Origin of the sequence: Algoriphagus alkaliphilus (assembly GCF_900103735.1) — a bacterium.
In the GTDB taxonomy this organism is placed as follows: domain Bacteria; phylum Bacteroidota; class Bacteroidia; order Cytophagales; family Cyclobacteriaceae; genus Algoriphagus; species Algoriphagus alkaliphilus.
This window is the reverse complement of sequence record NZ_FMXE01000005.1, coordinates 102,088-120,744: the sequence shown is the minus strand read 5'-3', so window position 1 is coordinate 120,744 and position 18,657 is coordinate 102,088. Positions and strand designations below refer to the sequence as shown.

General features: G+C 41.9%; 20 protein-coding genes and 1 pseudogene. 4 read left to right on the top strand and 17 right to left on the bottom strand.

What is annotated here, in order from left to right; genetic code table 11:
- Positions 1-136 precede the first annotated feature (136 nt).
- Positions 137-1,354, top strand: a complete 1,218-nt coding sequence (locus BLQ81_RS04290) for an ABC transporter permease (RefSeq protein WP_092728717.1) — start codon at positions 137-139, stop codon at positions 1,352-1,354.
- Here BLQ81_RS04290 and BLQ81_RS04285 read toward each other — a convergent pair.
- Positions 1,332-2,084, bottom strand: coding sequence for a polyprenol monophosphomannose synthase (locus tag BLQ81_RS04285; RefSeq protein WP_092728716.1), 753 nt, complete (start codon positions 2,082-2,084; stop codon positions 1,332-1,334). The genes BLQ81_RS04290 and BLQ81_RS04285 overlap by 23 nt on opposite strands.
- A 141-nt stretch (positions 2,085-2,225) precedes the next feature.
- On the opposite strand from BLQ81_RS04285, the gene BLQ81_RS04280 reads away from it, so the two are divergent.
- Positions 2,226-2,468, top strand: coding sequence for a hypothetical protein (locus BLQ81_RS04280; protein ID WP_092728715.1), 243 nt, complete (start codon positions 2,226-2,228; stop codon positions 2,466-2,468).
- A gap of 128 nt (positions 2,469-2,596) precedes the next feature.
- Complete coding sequence (locus BLQ81_RS04275; RefSeq protein ID WP_092728714.1) at positions 2,597-3,490, top strand: ATP-grasp domain-containing protein; 894 nt, start codon at positions 2,597-2,599, stop codon at positions 3,488-3,490.
- Between the two features lie 438 nt (positions 3,491-3,928).
- Here BLQ81_RS04275 and BLQ81_RS04265 read toward each other — a convergent pair whose 3' ends face one another.
- The 12 genes and pseudogenes from BLQ81_RS04265 to BLQ81_RS04205 form a co-directional block, all read right to left on the bottom strand.
- Positions 3,929-4,729, bottom strand: a complete 801-nt coding sequence (locus tag BLQ81_RS04265) for a tetratricopeptide repeat protein (RefSeq protein WP_092728712.1) — start codon at positions 4,727-4,729, stop codon at positions 3,929-3,931.
- 111 nt (positions 4,730-4,840) lie between these two features.
- Positions 4,841-5,098, bottom strand: a complete 258-nt coding sequence (locus BLQ81_RS04260) for a cupin domain-containing protein (RefSeq protein ID WP_317042018.1) — start codon at positions 5,096-5,098, stop codon at positions 4,841-4,843.
- A gap of 195 nt (positions 5,099-5,293) precedes the next feature.
- On the bottom strand, positions 5,294-6,388 hold the full coding sequence (hisB, locus tag BLQ81_RS04255; protein ID WP_092728711.1) for a bifunctional histidinol-phosphatase/imidazoleglycerol-phosphate dehydratase HisB: 1,095 nt from the start codon (positions 6,386-6,388) through the stop codon (positions 5,294-5,296).
- A gap of 96 nt (positions 6,389-6,484) precedes the next feature.
- Complete coding sequence (gene hisC, locus BLQ81_RS04250; RefSeq protein WP_092728710.1) at positions 6,485-7,552, bottom strand: histidinol-phosphate transaminase; 1,068 nt, start codon at positions 7,550-7,552, stop codon at positions 6,485-6,487.
- On the bottom strand, positions 7,549-8,844 hold the full coding sequence (gene hisD / locus BLQ81_RS04245; protein WP_092728709.1) for a histidinol dehydrogenase: 1,296 nt from the start codon (positions 8,842-8,844) through the stop codon (positions 7,549-7,551). Before hisD ends, hisC begins: the two co-directional genes overlap by 4 nt.
- Positions 8,845-8,875: 31 nt before the next feature.
- Positions 8,876-9,736, bottom strand: coding sequence for an ATP phosphoribosyltransferase (gene hisG, locus BLQ81_RS04240; protein ID WP_092728708.1), 861 nt, complete (start codon positions 9,734-9,736; stop codon positions 8,876-8,878).
- Positions 9,737-10,104: 368 nt separating this feature from the next.
- Positions 10,105-10,734 carry a PDDEXK nuclease domain-containing protein gene (locus BLQ81_RS04230; RefSeq protein WP_245693167.1) on the bottom strand — a complete coding sequence of 210 codons (630 nt, stop codon included), beginning with the start codon at positions 10,732-10,734 and terminating at the stop codon, positions 10,105-10,107.
- A gap of 154 nt (positions 10,735-10,888) precedes the next feature.
- Positions 10,889-11,272 (bottom strand): DUF1016 N-terminal domain-containing protein, encoded by a 384-nt coding sequence (locus BLQ81_RS04225; protein ID WP_217636643.1) that lies wholly within the window; start codon positions 11,270-11,272, stop codon positions 10,889-10,891.
- Between the two features lie 13 nt (positions 11,273-11,285).
- On the bottom strand, positions 11,286-13,565 hold the full coding sequence (locus BLQ81_RS04220) for a S9 family peptidase (protein ID WP_092728795.1): 2,280 nt from the start codon (positions 13,563-13,565) through the stop codon (positions 11,286-11,288).
- A gap of 213 nt (positions 13,566-13,778) precedes the next feature.
- Positions 13,779-14,771, bottom strand: coding sequence for an endonuclease/exonuclease/phosphatase family protein (locus BLQ81_RS04215; RefSeq protein WP_092728706.1), 993 nt, complete (start codon positions 14,769-14,771; stop codon positions 13,779-13,781).
- A gap of 79 nt (positions 14,772-14,850) precedes the next feature.
- Entirely contained in the window at positions 14,851-15,996 is a 1,146-nt protein-coding gene (locus BLQ81_RS04210) for an acyltransferase family protein (protein ID WP_092728705.1), read from the bottom strand.
- A gap of 237 nt (positions 15,997-16,233) precedes the next feature.
- Positions 16,234-16,899: pseudogene (locus BLQ81_RS04205) on the bottom strand (IS1595 family transposase); the annotation flags it as partial.
- A gap of 162 nt (positions 16,900-17,061) precedes the next feature.
- On the opposite strand from BLQ81_RS04205, the gene BLQ81_RS04200 reads away from it, so the two are divergent.
- Positions 17,062-17,256, top strand: a complete 195-nt coding sequence (locus BLQ81_RS04200) for a hypothetical protein (RefSeq protein WP_092728704.1) — start codon at positions 17,062-17,064, stop codon at positions 17,254-17,256.
- A gap of 74 nt (positions 17,257-17,330) precedes the next feature.
- Here BLQ81_RS04200 and BLQ81_RS04195 read toward each other — a convergent pair whose 3' ends face one another.
- From BLQ81_RS04195 to BLQ81_RS04180, 4 genes are all read right to left on the bottom strand, one after another.
- Positions 17,331-17,543, bottom strand: coding sequence for a hypothetical protein (locus BLQ81_RS04195; protein WP_092728703.1), 213 nt, complete (start codon positions 17,541-17,543; stop codon positions 17,331-17,333).
- Positions 17,544-17,623: 80 nt separating this feature from the next.
- Complete coding sequence (locus tag BLQ81_RS04190) at positions 17,624-17,806, bottom strand: hypothetical protein (protein WP_092728702.1); 183 nt, start codon at positions 17,804-17,806, stop codon at positions 17,624-17,626.
- A 38-nt stretch (positions 17,807-17,844) separates the two neighbouring features.
- The gene (locus BLQ81_RS04185) at positions 17,845-18,264 is read right to left on the bottom strand and encodes a tetratricopeptide repeat protein (RefSeq protein ID WP_175454169.1); all 420 of its coding nucleotides are present in this window, start codon (positions 18,262-18,264) and stop codon (positions 17,845-17,847) included.
- Positions 18,265-18,307: 43 nt separating this feature from the next.
- Entirely contained in the window at positions 18,308-18,499 is a 192-nt protein-coding gene (locus BLQ81_RS04180) for a hypothetical protein (protein WP_092728700.1), read from the bottom strand.
- Positions 18,500-18,657 lie beyond the last annotated feature (158 nt).

Here is an 18,657-nt window from a genome sequence, read left to right as displayed (position 1 = left end):
ATTCAGGATTGATTGAGGTTCGGCGGATAATCGTCCACGGTCGACAGTTGACCGTCGACCGTGGACGGCCAATCCCGGAATGCACGCTGGTGATTCGAGATAGTTTAACAAGTTTTGAACCTAAAAAAGCTCCTTTTTGAACCTTTCCTATTTCATTGCCAAAAGAATCAGTTTCAGACAGGCCGGAGGATTTTCGGGGACCATTCACCGGATTGCGGTAGGAAGTCTGGCCTTGGGCCTTGGTGTTTCCATTTTGGCGATCATGGTGTTGGGTGGGTTTCAGGATAATGTATCCCAACGTGTTTTTGGCTTTACCGGACACTTTCAGGTGCAGCGATTTCAGATGAGTAATGCCTTCGAGGAAGCACCTTTTTCGCTCAATTCTGAATTTCTCCAAAACTCCAAGAAGCTTCCTTTTCTAACGAAAATCCAGTCTTTTGCCCACAAAGCCGCCTTGATGAAAGGAGATGAGGAAGTCGAAGGGGTTTTGGTAAAAGGGGTGGGAAGAGACTTTGACACACTTTCTTTTGCCAACTATCTGATTGAAGGCCGAATGCTTCATTTACCGGATTCGGGAGTGAGCAATGAAGTTTTGCTGAGTAAATTCATTGCTAACAAGCTTTTGCTCAATGTTGGAGATAAGGTGACACTGTATTTCGTGCAGGACCCGCCCCGATTCAGAAGGGTAGCGGTAGTGGGGATCTTTGAGACGTACCTCGAAAATTTCGATGAAAAAATCGTTATCGGCGAGCTTCAAACCATCCGAAATCTAAATGGTTGGAGTGCTGATCAAGTAGGTGGTCTGGAGGTTTTTGTGGACAAACCCAAAAATGCTTCAGCTTATTTTCCGCTGATTGAAAAGGAGATGGATCTCAACCTAAAACTCATTGATAGTAGGGAGCGATTTCTGGAGATTTTTGACTGGCTGAGCTTATTGGATACCAATGTGGTGGTATTCATCTCCCTGATCGGCTTTGTTGCAATTTTCAACATGGGAGCGATTCTCTTTATTCTGATCATGGAGCGCACTCAGATGATCGGATTACTCAAGGCTCTGGGAGCAAGGAACGCGCAGGTCAGGCGAATTTTCTTTTGGAACGGGATGAAAATACTGGGACGGGGATTGTTTCTTGGAAATATTATCGGTCTTGGAATCGGATTTTTGCAGGATCAATTCCGATTGGTGCCACTCGATGCAGCGAGTTATTACATGAGTTATGTGCCGATCGAGTGGAACTGGCCCGTATTCATTTGGCTGAATGTCGGGATTACTTTGTTGACAGCGATTGTTCTTTGGATTCCTGTTTTGGTGATTTCCAAAGTTGATCCGATCAAGTCAATCCGATTCGATTAAGTTCGTAAGGAGAGAAAATGCTTTTGATTTTCATCCATATTACGCCCAAAACAGCTTCTTTGAAGATTCCAGAGCTCATTTTTGAGGTTCCTTTTGTTCGGTCAGTAAAAATGATCGGAACTTCAATGATCTTGAATCCCAGTTTCCAAGAGGTGAATTTCATTTCAATCTGGAAGGCATAGCCGATAAATTTCACCTCTTCCAATTTGATTCCTTCCAAGACACTTCGGTGATAGCATTTGAAACCTGCTGTGGCATCTTTGATGGGCAATCCTGTGATGAACTTGACATAGACGCTGGCGAAGTAGGACATCAACACGCGACCGATCGGCCAGTTGACGACATTGACACCGGTAATGTAACGGGAACCGATCGCCAAATCATAATTTCTGTCTTTTACAGTATCGTAAAGCCGGATCAGATCTTTTGGATCATGTGAAAAATCACAGTCCATCTCAAAGATAAAGTCATATGATCGAGCCAATGCCCATTTGAACCCTGTAATGTAGGCGGTACCCAAACCCAGCTTTCCCTTTCGTTCCAATAGGTGCAGACGGTCGGGATAGGTTGATTGGAGGGATTTAACCACCGCCGCAGTGCCGTCCGGAGAACCGTCATCGATTATCAGAAGTGAAAAATCTCCCTCCAAAGCCATGACTGTTTGAACCATTTCCTGAATGTTTTCCAGTTCGTTGAAAGTTGGGATGATGACGAGTTTTTGGTGGTTCATAGTGCTATCGATGCTCAAAAGTAAGATTTCGAATGGATTTTTGAAGAATGGTTAAAGTGAAAGTTGATTAAAAGGTAGTTTTGTTTCAATTTGAAAAACCAAACGCATTTCAGATTTTTGGGATATCTAGAAAAACAACAAATGGCGACACTTGAAAACATAAGAAATGGATTGATCGATAAAATTCTTTCGATTCAGAATAAAGACTTTTTGGAATCTCTGGACAGGATAATTTCAAATGACTCAAAAAAATCCAGTGAGAAAACATTAACTCCAGAGCAAAAAATCATGCTTGAAATGAGTGAGGAGGATATTATTAATGGTAGACTTATTTCTCAAGAGGCAATTGAAAAAAGAAATCTTGAATGGCTGAACGCAAAGTAGTTTGGACTAAGACAGCCGATCTTCAATTGATAGGAACCTTGGAGTATTGGCCTAAATTCAAACAAAACATAGTGACTTGTTGACGACTATCCTTTTAGGCAATATTACCTTATCCAATTCCTTACCAAATGACACAAATAAAACCTCGACACATAGCAATCGTCAGTTATTTTTCAATCGGAGCCTATGATGTCTCAACAGTCGATGAGGACAAGATTCTGTCTGAGGTTTTGACTGAACTCGGGATCTCACACGAAATTGCCATTTGGTCCGATCCCGATGTGAAGTGGGAAAGTTTTTCCTGCCTGCTGATCAAATCGGTGTGGGATTACTTTGATTACTATCCGGAATTTTTGGACTGGATGGAACGGATGAAATTGCTGAATATCCCAGTTTGGAATTCGCTGGACACCATTTTATGGAATTCTTCCAAGGAGTATTTACTTGAAATTGAAAGTAGGGGATTTCCGGTGATTTCTGGGTTGATCTTAGAAGCAGAGTCAAAACCTGATCTGAACCTGATTCGGGCAAAGATTCATTCCGAAACCGTTGTAGTCAAACCACTAGTCAGTGGCGGAGCAAAGAATACGCTCAAAATCCAGCTTTCCGAATGGGATAATTACACTCAAAAGCTCGAAGAACTGCTTCAGGCAGAAGATTTTCTGGTTCAGCCTTTTGTTCTGGAAGTAGCTGAGGTGGGAGAGTACTCCTTACTATTTTTCAATGGAAAATTTTCCCATGCGGTACTTAAGACTCCGGCAAAATCAGATTTTCGGGTGCAGCATTACTTTGGAGGGACGATTCAAGTCATTGATCCAACTCCTGAAATGCTGGATTCCTGTCAGAAGTTGATGGATACCTTTGCCCCAGATACCCTGTATGGAAGAGTAGATGGGGTGGAGATTGATGGGGTCTTCCATCTGATGGAACTGGAACTGATCGAACCTTACTTGTTTTTGGCACTTTCAGAAAAGGCGATACCGAACTACAAAGCGGCCTTGAAAGAGCGGCTTTTGGATTAGGTCGATTGGAATTTAACCACAGAGTCCTCAGAGGAAAAGGTGCATTACTTTTTTTCCAAGCAACAACTTATATAATACCTCACTTCATTGAAACAGGAATACAGGGAGTGGGGGTACTCACTGTGGCGAAGAATTCTTGTGTCCCGCAGATTTGCGCTGAAAGAGTCGCTGATGAACGCAGATTTCTTTTGAGAACCTGTGGCGTTTTGAAAGCGGAAGGTAATGCCAAAGGCATGTTCAGTGAAAGCCCAGTATGCAATTCTGGGTTTACATTAAATGGGAATTATTGGAGTGCTGAAGGCACGATCTGTAATACATTTTCATTTCGCCAACGTGAGTGTCATCACTCACGTTTTGCTTATCGCTCGGCAAAATCCCTCATACCAATGAAACATAACTTCAGTGAGTGCGGACACTCACTGTGGCAAAAAAAATAGGTTAAGAGCAAATTTCCGTCATTTTGCTACTTGCGTAATCGCTTCCTTTTTTGGCGGCTTCCTGGATCAGCTGACATCCCTCGGGATTTCCCATTAGGGCAAGGCAGATGCCTTTTTTTCCTAGAGCTTCTGTATGCTTGGGATTCTGTTTGAGGACAAAATCAAAATCCTCCAGTGCATAAGGGATATAGCCTAATTTCATCATGGCAAACCCTCGATTATATCTTGCGATCAAATTGTCGGGTTCTTTTTGAACGTATGAATTAAATGAAACAGCAGCCTCTTCCACTGCTCCCTTATTTGCTCTTGCCATACCGGTATAGAAATAAGTCTGTGGAAAATCAGGGTTCATTTTTTCAGCCAGCTTTAGAAAACGCTCTGCTTTATCCCATTTCTCCAACATTAACTCGCAGCGTCCGGCTAGGTAAAGTATTTCAAAGTTTTCGGGATCAATACTGGAAGCCCTCAAAATGTATAATTCAGCCTGTGAGTATTGTTTTTTATCAAAAAGTATTTTTCCGATCCCCGCATGAGCTTGGGCATAATTGGGATCAATGGAAATGATCCGATCGTAATCTTTCATCGCCTCATCATAACGCTTTAATTCTTCATAGGATCGCGCTCGCATGTGTAAAGATTTGACATCAGTGACATGGAAAAAAAGTCTGCGGCTGATCTCGGATATGGTCTCTTCATATTTTTCAGATATGAAGAGCGCTTCTATCTCTGCCGGATTGGCAGAACAGGAAAAAAGCAAAAAAATAGATGAAAGTATCGTAAGTATATGAGCTGGTCGTTTCATAACGAAATAAACAAAAATAAATACAAACGGAAAAGTTCTATACTGAAAATTTGATAGATATTTTATTTTCCCAAAAACAAAAAAAGCTGTCCTTAAACAGCTTTTTCAAATCTAAATCCAGTCGAGTTCCTTTTTTGTCAAGTCGCTCGCTGTGTCACCGGTATTCAGAGTAGACGCAGGCTCAAAAAGCATTAGCCAAACTTCTTCGATTGCGACAGGTCGATGTTCAACACCTCTAGGGACAATCAGGAATTCATTTTCTTCAATGGTAATTGTCTTGTCCCGAAATTCCATTTTTAGTGATCCTTTGGTCACAAAGAAAAGTTCGTCTTCGGCATCATGCTTGTGCCAGACAAATTCACCCTGGATCTTGACCAGTTTGACGTGCTGGTGGTTGAGCTCACCGACGATCTTTGGGGATCAATGATCGTCGAAACGGGAGAATTTATCAGCAAGATTTACCTTTTCCATTTTTGAATTATTATGCTTCATAAAATCTTCCTCCTCCCAACATTCCACTAAATTAGCCCAGCTGTGGACAGTTGACTGTCGTCTGTGGACGATTTATAGAACTCCTTTGGTACTTGGCAACTGATTGATATTTCTGGGATCTCGCATGACCGCCATTTTGATCGCTCTAGCCAGTCCTTTGAAAGTGGCCTCGATTTTATGATGTTCGTTTTCTCCTTCTATTTTGATGTTCAGGTTGCATTTAGCGGTGTCGGAGAAGGATTTAAAGAAATGGTAAAACATTTCCGTAGGCATGTCACCGACCTTTTCACGCTTAAAACCACCTTCCCAAACCAACCAAGGACGGCCGCCAAAATCAATGGCAACCTGTGCCAAGGCGTCATCCATCGCCAAAAGAAATCCGTAGCGATAGATTCCTTTTTTGTCTCCAAGTGCTTTCAGATAGGCTTCGCCCAAAGCTAAGCCAGTGTCCTCGATCGTGTGGTGTTCGTCAATATGCAAGTCGCCCTTTACTTTGATTTCCAAGTCGGTGCTTCCGTGCTTTCCGAGTTGCTCCAGCATGTGATCAAAGAAGTGCAAACCTGTAGAAATATCACATTTACCGCTGCCATCAAGATTCAAATTGATGTAAATGTCTGTTTCTGAAGTTTTCCGAATTACTTCCGCGGTTCGGGGAGGCATTTTTAGAAAATCATAGATCTCGTCCCAATCTTTGGTTGAAAGGGCTGCATCGGGGTTGGGGTCTCCGATGAAAATCGCTTTCGATCCCAGATTTTTCGCCAACTGAACGTCTGTATATCGATCTCCGATGACGTAGGAATTGGCCAGATCGTATTCTTCGTTAAAATATTGGGTAAGTAAACCAGTTCTCGGTTTCCGTGTGGGTGCGTTTTCATGTTCAAAAGTTTTGTCAACATGAATCGCTTTGAAAAATACGTTTTCCTGTTCCAAGGTTTTCAGCATTTTGTATTGTGCTGGCCAAAAGTCTTTTTCAGGAAAAGACCCTGTACCCAAACCGTCCTGATTGGTCACCATGACCAGTTCGAAGTCCAATTCCTCTGCGATTTTGCGGAGGTTAGATATGGCTTTTGGCAGAAATTCCAGCTTTTCCAGACTGTCCACCTGAAAGTCTGTCGGCGGTTCTTTGATGATCGTGCCGTCCCGATCTATGAAGAGTACTTTTTTCATGGCTAATTCTTGTCAACAGTCCATAGACGACAGTCCACGGTAGGTTACACTGATTGTTAAATTTCAACTTGTTTGTTTGGGTGCTGTCGACTGTTGTCAGTGGACAGTGGACTTTTCACAAACCTTCCTCAGCGCACTCAAAAGCGCCTCATTTTCTGCACGAGTTCCTAGAGTAATTCTCAGACAATCTTCACAAAGCAAAACTTTGGCTCGATTTCGCACAATTACTTTCTCAGCGATCAAATCATCATAAACCTGATTTGCATTTGGGATTTTCACCAACAGGAAATTAGCGTGGGAAGGATGAATCTTCTGCACAAAAGGGAGTTTTGCCATTTCTTTTAGAAGGAAATCACGCTCTGCTAAAATCTGCTTGATCATCTGATCCACCTTTTTCTTGTTCTGAATGGCTGCCAAAACAGTCTCCTGAGTCAGACCTGAAATATTATAAGGGGGTTTGATTTTGTTGAGAATCTGGATGATTTCTTCACTCGCAAAAGCCATCCCGAGACGCAGGGAAGCTAAACCCCAAGCTTTGGAGAATGTCTGCATCACGAGCAGATTGGGATAATTTACTAGTTCGGTGGTGAAACTCGGTTCATCACTGAAGTCTATGTACGCCTCATCTACCACTACCAAACCCTTGAAGTTTTTCAGTAGATAAAGAATGTCTTCCCGCTTTGCTTTATTGGCTGAGGGATTGTTTGGTGAGCAGATAAAGAGGATTTTAGTGTGCTCGTCTGCTGCTGCTAGGATCTTTTCAGGCTGGAGTTGAAAATCGTCTGTCAATGCCACTTTTCGGATTTCCACGTCATTGATGCCTGCACTGACCTCATACATGCCGTAGGTGGGAGGAAGCAGGATGACCTTGTCTTTGCCTGGATTGCAAAAGGCACGAAACAGCAAATCAATCGCTTCATCGGAACCATTGCCAAGGAAAATCTGAGTTGGTCGCATATGCTTGATTTTGGCGATTTCTTCCTTCAGGTCACTTTGATAAGGGTCTGGATATCGGTTGAAATCCTGAGCTGTAATCGACCCAAATGGGTTTTCGTTTGCATCCAAAAACACGCCATCCTTCCCGGTGTACTCGTCTCGGGCAGAGGTGTAGGGCTGTAATTTTGCAATATGCGGTCGCAAAAGTGAGTTTAGATCAAAGCTCATTTCTTATTCTGCTTGAGATAGTTAAGACGAATAGTTACCGCATTTTTGTGTGCCTCCAGCAGTTCATTTGCTGCCATCACTTCGACTACCGGCCCAAGTGTTTTCAATCCTTCGGCAGTAATTTTTTGATAAGTAATTTTTTTAACAAAGCTATCCAAGGAAACACCGCTGTAATTGCGTGCATAGCCATAAGTTGGAAGTGTGTGATTCGTTCCTGAAGCATAATCACCGGCGGACTCTGGAGTGAAGTTTCCGATAAAAACCGAACCGGCATTGTAAATCGCTGCGACGACTTCTTCTTCATTTTCTACCGCTATAATCAGGTGCTCGGGAGCATATTCATTGATCAAAGCCAAGGCTTTTTCCTGATTTTCCATTACCACAGCTGTCGAATTTGCCAATGCCTTGAAAGCGATGTCTTTCCTCGGGAGCTTTTCCAATTGCTCGTTGATCTCCTTGAGGACTTTTTTGGCGAATTTCTCCGAGGGAGTTACCAAAACTACCTGTGAATCTACGCCATGTTCCGCCTGAGAAAGTAAATCTGAGGCTACAAAAGCGGGAATAGCTGTCTCATCTGCATAAACCAACACTTCCGATGGCCCTGCGGGCATATCGATGGCTACACCATATTTTGTCACCAGTTGCTTGGCTGCGGTGACATATTGATTTCCGGGGCCAAAAATTTTATCTACCCGTGGAACACTTTCTGTCCCAAAAGTAAGTGCAGCAACGGCCTGAGCACCACCGACTTTGACGATTTTGGTAATACCGATCAATGATGCAGTGTACAAAATTGCGGGGTAAATATTCCCTTCCCGATTAGGAGGCGAGCAGAGTACGATTTCCTTACAGCCGGCAAGTTTGGCAGGAATTCCCAGCATCAAAACAGTACTGAAAAGTGGTGCTGTACCGCCTGGAATATATAATCCCACGCGCTGGATCGGAATACTTTTTCTTCTGCAAATTACACCCGGCATCACTTCTTCTATGAGCTCCGGCTGTGCCTGTGCGGCATGAAAGCGCTCAATATTTGCCTTAGCAATTTTGATCGCTCTTTTGAGTTCTTTACTGACTAAGTCCGATGCAGCTTTGATTTCTTCGGCTGTTACCAATAGACTTTCCAAGTGAACATGATCATATTCCTGGGCAAATTTTTTCAGGGCTTTGTCACCACCCAGCTCTACTTTTTTCAAAATAGGCTTGACGATTTTATTGATTTCCTTGGTTTTCTGGACCGGTCGGGCCAGTTGTTTTTTCCACTTTTCGGGCGAAGGATTGACCAGGAGTTGCATAGGTATGGATTGAATAACTTTAAAATCTCTTTTAGATAACCATTTTTTCAATGGGGACGACCAAAATTCCCTCAGCGCCGGCGGCCCGGAGTCCTTCGATATTTTCCCAGAATTGATCTTCGCTCAATACTGAATGGACTGAAGACCAACCCGGCTGCGCCAATGGCAAAATCGTCGGACTTCTCATCCCGGGAATCAGGCTGATAATTTTTTCAAGGGAATCATTTGGCGCATTGAGCAAAACATATTTGCTGCTTTTGCCTTTTTGGACGGCATTAATCCTGAACAGGAGCTTGTCAAGTATTGTCTTTTTCCAATCAGCGAGATTTTTATTCCCAATCAATATGGCCTCTGATTTGAATACTTCCTCGACTTCTTTGAGGCCGTTCATCATCAAAGTGGAACCCGAACTGACAATGTCAAATATTCCTTCTGCCAACCCGATGCTGGGTGCGATCTCTACAGATCCGCTGATTTCGTGGATTTCAGCATTGATTCCTTCTGACTTTAGGTAGTCGCCAAGGATTTTTGGGTAGGAGGTAGCGATGTTTTTTCCCTGGAAATAAGAAATTCCGGAGTAGTCTTCACCTTTTGGGATGGCGAGTGAAAGTCTGCACTTGGAAAACCCCAATTTTTTAAGTGTCAGGACATCTTTGTCTTTCTCTACGACTTCATTTTGGCCTACTATGCCCAAATCAGCAACCCCATCAGCTACATAGCCGGGGATATCATCATCCCTAAGAAAAAGAAATTCCACGGGGAAGTTGGTGGAAGTGGACTTCAATTTGCCCGTTCCGTTGTAAAATTTGATGCCGCACTCTTTGATTAAGCTGAGTGAGTCATCGGAAAGTCTGCCACTTTTTTGGACAGCAATGCGGATTATTTGTTCCATGGGGACAAGTTACGCTAGGAAAGTTTTGGATTTGAATAAATTTTGGTGAATGGCCGAATCCCTGTCATCAGCATCACCGGGTGGGGGTGTATGTATCTTCCTCAGGAGGAATGATGGAAGTGATGCAACACGTTTGCGTGCTGATCAAGCGTTAAAAGTTCAATATTTCTATTGGTGTTTTCCATTTAAGGGGGCAAATATAGGACTGGTTGGAGAACATGCAAGGGAGGAAAAGGCTTTTTGATTGATAAAAAATTTGAGACTAACATAAATTAGAAGATAGTTTACTTTTTAACAAATTCTGTTTCAGTAAAAAATTGTTTAAGGATTTAAATGGACCGAGAGTTATAAGAGGTATTTTTTTGGAATTATTTTTCGTCTTTTTGAAGTTTATCTATTTCTTTTTTCATTTCTTCAATTAATTGCTTTTCAGAAGGCAAGTACAATTGATATTTGCTTGCAACAATTGTTTTGTTGTTTTCTGGAAGAGTGATTTTTACGACTGCATCATTTTTATCGGCACATAATAAAATCCCAATGCTGGGATTTTCAAATTCTTGTTTTTCAAAGCGGTCATAATAATTGACATACATCTGCAATTGACCAATATCTTGATGAGTGAGTTTGCTTGTCTTTATTTCGAATAGGACAAAACATTGCAGAAGTCGATTGTAAAAAACTAAATCAACAGAAAATTCATCTCCATCAATATGTATGCGCTTTTGTCTTGCTACGAATGAAAATCCATTGCCAATTTCCAATAAAAATTCTTGTAAATGGGTAATGATGGCTTTCTCTAAATCTAATTCATAGAAGGATGATTCTCGCTTTAGTCCAAGAAATTCTAACACCATCGGGTCTTTGATAACTTCCTTTGCATCTGAAGGAAGTTTTTCTTCTCTTGCAATAGCTAAAACAGAACCTACATCATTGCTTAATATGTGTATCCGCACTGATGCACGTGGACTAGATTTGGGGTATTTTGTATGCGGATACACGTCCACAGACGACTGTCAACAGTCCACAGCACATTCAATTGGAACTTAATTCTACCTTTATTTGGGTACGTGCAGCTAACCGAATACACATATTGCTTAATAACAATCTTTCAAACAATTGACTGTTGATTTGTCTTTCTAGTTGTCTTGATGTCTAGTTGTTTTTTGTGGCCTCTGCAATGTAAAATTCTCTTTTGTCGTGGTTTTCTATTCTTATCAAAATCCGGTATAGAGTCCAACTTAATTGCGAACGTAGCGCGTGCGCAATTGGAAAAGTTCGAAAAAACTGCCTATTCAATTCTAATTGGCGAACTGAAAAACCAGAACCGAATTTAGGTTGGAATTCCTCAGAGATGGCTTTAATCAGGAATTCACCATATTTCGCCCTGTCTTTTCCACCTTGCTCTTCTTCAAATATTACTTTACCTATATTCCAATACATCATGACTCTTTCAAAATCAATCGTCCGGATTGCATTCTCTCGAGAAGAAGTAATAATCGACTGAATTTGATGAAGAAGGCTCTTTTTGAGTTTCATGGCAAAAATTAATTCAATCCTTCCCAATCTGCAAATGCCTGATCGGCTTATCACCCAGCAAATGTTCGATAAAGTAATCCCAGCGCTTTTTGGTGAAGTAATCTCCCGGAGGACGACCAAAACTATGGTCTCGGCTTGGCCAAATGAACAAATCAAAATCCTTTCCGGCTTTAATCAGGTTTTCGGCAAGTTTGAAAGTGGCTGATGGGTTGACATTTTCATCTTTTCCTCCGTGAGCTAAAAGCAAATGGCCTTTAAGGTTTGCGGCATTGGTGATGTTGGATTGCTCGTGATAGAAATCTCCTACAGGATAGCCCATGTACATCTCAGGCCACCAGGCTTTTTCCATCCGGAAATCATGATCTCCTGCCGAAGCAACGCCAACTTTGTAGAAATCAGGGTGCAAAAGCATCGCTCGTCCCGCATCATATCCACCTGCTGAGTGGCCAAAAATCCCCACTTTGGTGATATCCAAAAAAGTATTTTTGCTTGCCAACTGTGTGATTGCAAGCACATGGTCTGTGGTTCCATCTCCTAAATTTCGATAGGAAGCATCTGAGAAGGCTTTTGATCTACCAAAGCCGCCCATGCCATCGATGGTCACCACCACGAAACCTAGCTCCGCCATCGGTTGCTGATGCCCAAGAAGTCCGGCTTTGAAAGTCTTTGGTGCAGTGGAAGTATGTGGGCCGGAGTAGGTGTAGTCGATGATTGGGTATTTTTTCTTTGAGGAAAAAGTAGTGGGGAGAAAGTAAACCCCGTAAATATCTGTTTTGCCGTCTTTAGCAGTTGCGGTGAAGGGAACAGGAGATTTGTAGCCTTTTCTTTTCAGAATTGAAATGTCCGCCTCAGAGATTTTTTGAAGGTGCTTTCCGGTCTCCAATTCCAGCAGGATGGATTGCGTGGGTTGATTGACAGTGGAATAATTATCCACGGCAAGTTTTCCGTCCGGGGAAATATGGATCTCATGGTAGGCGTTTTCCTGGCTCAAAAGTTCAAGATTGGTTCCGTCAAGATTCACCCGATAGAGATGGTTGAAATAGGGATTTCGTCCGGATTCTTTTCCTGAAGCCTCGAAATACACTACCCCTTTTTTCTCATCCAGATGACTCAGTTTATTTACCACAAAGTTGCCGGAAGTGATCGGATTGATTTCTTTACCGGAATTCCAGTCAATGAGATACAATTGGTTCCAGCCCGTCTTTTCTGAACTCAGAATGAATTGCCCGTTTTTTAACCATCTGAAAATGTTGTCGCGATTGACATGGGTGGGGGAAGACTCAGAAACGATTTTCCGAATTTCTCCTTTCTGGGCATCCAACTCAATCAGGTGATATTCTTTGTAACCACGCTGAATATGAAATCCGCTGAGCATATTGCTGTCATCCGACCAACGAAGATTGATTCCGATAAAATGCGGGGAGGTGAGTTCGGGGATTTTTTTTTCTGTCTTTTTCTCCAGATCAAAAATCACCGGAATGTACTTAACCACGGTGCTGTCTCCAGGCGATCCACGGTAGTAGGAGAGAAGCTCAGGGCGGAATTTTTCATCTTTACTCCAATCGAGGAGGTACATTTTTTCGGCAATTCTCAAATCAACGATTTGGGTGAAAATCTTCTTCGAATCAGGAGACCAATTGACCATAAAGTGAGTTGGACGTTCTCCATTTTCCCCGTAAATAATATCGCTCCATCCCCAAAATGAGGCGTATTCGAAATCTTTTCGTCCATCGGTACTCAGTGGCGTTTCTTCTCCTGTGGTGAGGTTTTTGATGAAAAGGTTGTAGTTTCTGCTGAAGGCTTTCCATTTTCTGTCAGGTGAAAATGACTCCATTTCATTCCGTTCAGAGATTGGAATAGAATCAATAGCACCACTTTCTAAATTCCAGGTCCAATTTTGATTTTTCCATTGAAAGGTCACGACTTTTCCATTTACCAAATTGACCCGCTCAATAGGTAAATTGGCCTGATCGATAGATTCCCCTGTTTTCGTCTGAAGGAGCCTTGCCAAAATGATATGATCAAAAGCCTCTGAAGTTTCGAAGGTGGAGGTATTGGTTTTGAAAAACCGTTTTCCTTCTTTGGTATTGGCAGAATGGACAAAACCCTTGCTTCCGTCAATCCAGTTTGGAATTACTTCCAGATGATACACTTGTTTTTGAATATTTTCAGTTAAAAAATAAGCAGCCCGATCATAGGATTCTTTTGTGATTTGTGAGTGGAGAGGCTGAGAAAAGCCATTCAATATGTAAATGAACAATAGAATAGGAAGCGATTGTTTTGGGAGGTTCATAATCCAAAAGAGTTTGGGATGCATTTCAAATTAGTAAAAAAATAAAGGATCAAGGCCGCTTTTGGATGAGTTGGCCTTGAGCTGTGTGAAGGGTAAATTTGCTTTTTTTTATCAGCTTATTTGTTGGCCTATTTGAGCAAAAAAATGCGTGGAGAAAGATTTATTTTTCATGATTGAGTAGGATTTTGTGACCGGACTTTGACTTGGATAAGACTAAGTTTCGATTTCTATGAGAACGGGATAATGATCTGAAGCTCGGATAAGTTGATTTTTCACACTCTTAATTGCCGGATCATCTTTTTCCAAAATCGGGTTCCAAACTTGGCCTTTGATCAGTTTGAGGCCTTGACTGATCAAAATGTGATCGATCAGTACATTGAAAATATCACCGGTAATTCTGTCCCTGAATTTGGAAGAGTAGGGTGTCCAGCCATAAGCCGTGAGTTTGGGTTTAGGAAGTGTGGCTTTGAGGATCCATTCCGGTTTCCAGGTAGATCCAAGTAACAGTTCAACTGCACTTTTTGAAAATCTGTTTTCATAAAAATCCAGTTCAAAACCGTCATTGATATCACCCATGACAATGACTTGTTGGCCTTTGGCTAGGTATTGGTCGCAGCGTTCACGAATGTGCATGCATTCCCCGAATAGTTTAAGACGGTCTCTTTGTGAAATTTGCTCAAATCGGGCATAGTCTACTTTGTCGAAAATCCCCTTGGATTTTGTGTGCGCGATGATGACTCGGGAAATAAACGAGTCATCTACTCCCAAAATACTGACTTCAAGCGGAGGACGGTAGTGCGTGTATTGCTCCTTGATCATGCGATTTGTTGTATCCATGAGAAATGGCTGGTTAAATCGCTCTCCGTCTTTCATTTCGGGAGTGAAAAGCACCTTTATCTTGGTGCAATCATAAAGCGCACAAAGCTCCTGCTGACCCGCAGAAGGAAAACCATGAATGCCCTTGAAGTTATTGCCTGGGAGAAAATGGTTTGCCCAAGTTTCAAGTTGTCCAGATGCAGTTTTGCTGCCATTTACCAAGGTATCCGGGCCTTCGACTATTCCCAGAAAGTCCGGATTCATCGCCTGGACTATTTCTGCGATTTCTCTGCTGCGGGTTCCTTCTTTTCCGGTCGTTTTTGGACTTCCGTCCGGCTCAAACAGATCCCGCATCCATTGCACATTGTAAACTCCGATACGTAGGTTCATAAAAAAGCTATTGAAGTAAAAAGATGAATGAATTTACATTTTACTTCAATAGCTTGGTTTTCAGGCGTATCGTTTTTTTTTAAACCCTGATGTAGATCTTTCGCTGGTCCATCCAATAACCAATCGCCCAAATCAAAAGCATGTAGCTGATCGCAAATAGGAAGGAGGCATTTTTTGGAGATAGCCAGCTGGTAAAGAGGGTGGAATAAATTGCATCCTGAAGGCTATTTTCTCCCACGGGAATCATGGAGAAAATGGAAATCACCACTCCGGAGAGTACATATAGAATGAGTGGATTGCGTCCAAAGGCTTGGAAAAAGAATGTCCAGGAGGTGTGCTTACGAAGCTCGATGATAAAAATTAAACCACCCAAAATCAGCAAATCCCAACCTACAGTAAGCGAGACATAGGGGCTTGTCCAGATTTTTTTATTGATAGGAAAGATCAAGTCCCAGGCATAACTCAGTACAACCAATAAAATCCCTGAAACAAAAAGTGTTTGGATCGTGGCAATGGTATTGCCTTTTCGCTGGATCAGCTTTCCTGTCAGATATCCAGCGATGACATTGACGATGGAAGTGAGGGTACTGAGAATTCCCTCAGGGTCAAAGGGAATCCCTTCGCCCATGTACATGCGGCTTTCCCCGATTAAAATCCTGTCCAGTTTGATGGCGGCGTTCCCTGTCAGACTGTAGGGGTCACCCGCATCACCGAAATAGTACATGATTGGCCAATAGGCAATCAAGGCAAGTCCGCTGAAAATCCAACCTAATTTTTCCCCACCCCAATACAGAATTAGGGCAGCAAAGAAGTAGCATAAGGCAATTCGCTGTAAAACGCCCACCAAACGAACCTCAGTCAGATTGATAAATACGATTTCTCCAGCTTCATTGTAATCGAAAAAAGGAAAGGCATTCAACAGCCAGCCGATCAGAAAAATCAGAAAAGTTCGCTTGAATACTTTTTTGTAAAACTGTGCCTTGGGGATCTCCTGAAGCTTTTTCATGGCAAAACTCATGGCATTGCCGACTACAAAGAGAAAGGTTGGAAATACCAGATCTGTGGGCGTAAATCCATGCCAGTCGGCATGTGCCAATGGGGCATAGAGGGCACTCCAATTCCCGGGCGTATTGACGATTATCATAAATGCAATCGTCATTCCCCGGAGTACGTCGAGGGCAAGGTAGCGATTGCTCAAAACCTTGGCTTGTGAATCGATGGTCATAGGTGGGTTTTTCGGGTGAAATAGTTTTGCCTAAGATAAAAGCTTCTTTGAAAAAATCAGGAAAGTGTTATTTAATAAAGTTAAAATTTATCCTGAAAACAAGTCTCTGCCAAATTTAATTTGGTTTAATTTCCGAAAATTTCCAAAAATATTTTTACATCGAGTTAAGCTCAAAAGTTTTGTTTTGGTAACTTAGTCATCACCAATCCTAATGATTTTTAAATCATTTAATTTTTAGGGGATTTGACTGATAGAATACTCTTCCTCTATTGGACGATACCCTTTCCATTCGTCCGTCGTGACCTGAGCGTCTTTGGAGACATGTCTTTCGAAGATCGGAAGTAAAGATTTAGCCGAAAAATCCTTGATCTGCAAGGCATAAAACCGTTTCACTTTGCCTAAATCGGTCAATTCGACTACACAAACCACCTTTTTCTTCTTCCCTCAATACCCTCTCCCTACGTGTCCTGTTTCTTTACATCCAAAAACAAACTCATCTACATGCACCCTGCCAGTGAGGGGTTGAGATTCACTGGATTTCATTGCCTCACGCACTTTATGCATGAACATTCTGGCCGTTTGCGGCCGAACACCGTATCGCTTGGACACCTGAAGAGCAGAGAGGCTCTTAGTCGTAGTGGCCATTTCAAAGCAGATGTGAAAAGCCTTCAAAAGACCAAATTTCACTTTGTGGAACAGGGTATCAGCTCCAGGGCTTTCGGTATCACTACACTTGTTGCACGTTCTGGAGTAGTCTTTGCGGACTTGGCTTCCATGATGACCGCATTTCCTGCATATAAATCCATGATTCCACTTCAATTCACTGAGGTACTTTTTACAATCTTCATCAGTTTTGAAGCGTTCAGTAAACTCTATGATGCCTTGTCCTTTAAAAATGTCCATTTCCTTCATCTGATATAGGATAAATATATGAAATTAAATGGTTACATCAGAAAGCTAAATTATTCTACATAAAATTCAAGAGCTCATGAAATATTTATTACTGGCTTTTTGCCTTTTCTTTATTTCAACAATTACCTTTTCACAGGGTAAGTTGTAGTCCTGATGAAAGAGTCTTTTGAGGCTCCTGTGCGAAAGGCAAGGATAAACAACGAATACCGGGAAAGCCAGGAGCGTGCAAACAAGTTTAACAGAGACAGAAAACTCAATCGAGTAAATGAATTTGCCAGAGGGAAAGGACTTTCTGTACCTCCAAAAAACAATTTGCAGATGCAGGAGTGGGTTTTATTGCAGTATTGAGTGAATTGATTCTTGATTTAGGTACCAAAGGACTTTTTGTTGAAATGTCGGCAGGCAATGTCGATAATCAAACCTCATCCCACCAATCCAGCCAAAATTTTCCAGGCTGTATCAATGGCCCAAATGTTTTCACAATCGGTTCTAATGCGTTTGATTACAACGGGTTCACTGCTTTTAGCCCCTATGGTAAATATAGGTGTTCCATCAGTCAATTGGATGGCTCCCGGAGAAAATGTGTTTTCAACTTTTCCGGGAAACCAATACGCAACCATGTCTGGAATATCCATGGCAGCAGCTTTGGTTGCAGGTTTGATTCATTCAAAAGGAGGGATACCTTCAGCTATTAGAAACGAATCATTCAATGGAGTTATTTATCCCTTTGCAGGGAGGTAGAGGTCAATTTCTGATTTAAAGAATCAATGTCTGTCCGAATTTTCTTGAGTATTTTGATATAGCGATTGTCACTTCTCAGTTTTTCGAATGCAGGATTAAATTCTGTGAAAAAGTAATCCCGCCAGCCTCTTTCATAAGCAATTTGGAGATATTTCATGGACTCAAAAGGTTGGCCCTTGACTGCGTAGGCAATAGCTATATCAAGGGTAAATAGTAATCTTCAGAACCTAAACTCATCGCCTCTATTTTTACTTGGACTGCCGCATTTAAGAGTGAATCAGCACGTAATGAATCTCCTTTTTTCTTAAGGAGGTAAGCGTAATTGATCGGGGTACTATAGTATTTGTCAAAACCAACCTTGATGTTTCGCCGGATAGAAATATTCCAAACTTTAAATGCCGGATAATAATCCCCCGAATAAAAAAGGATAGATCCTGCTACCCGTAAAATAGATTCCGCGCTGTCCTGTAATGAAATATTTCCCAAAAGTTTAAGGGCTTCTGATTTTTTCCCCAGTTCAATTACCGAAATAGCCTTCAACTCATAAGTGACAGGGTTTTTACTGATATCGAGGCTCTTGTCAAACCATTGATTTGCTTCATTTTGCTTCCCCAAAATCTTGAATATCCACCCAATATTTTGATAAGGCAAATAGGAGTTACTGCAAGTGTACCATCCCCCAACTCTTTGATGAGGTTCCCCGGTAATTTGCCAGTACTTCTTGGAGGATCTTCAGATTGAGCTTCATTAGCTCAAAGGCAGCATTTTCATCTTGTCCCATCAATCTGGTGTCCCCGATGATATCTGAAAAAAATATTACGGATGGTTTGCGGTTAGGCTCTGTCTGCATAAAAGTGCTTTCCAAAAGCGGTTTCAACGCCTTTTTAACGGTTTAAGCTAGGTATTTTTGTTTAGGATAAAAACAGAATGGGGAAAGTGATTGCACTTTACTTTGGGGATAGTATATTTTTTTGATAAGGGCTATATTTAATTTTCAAGCCTCAAGCT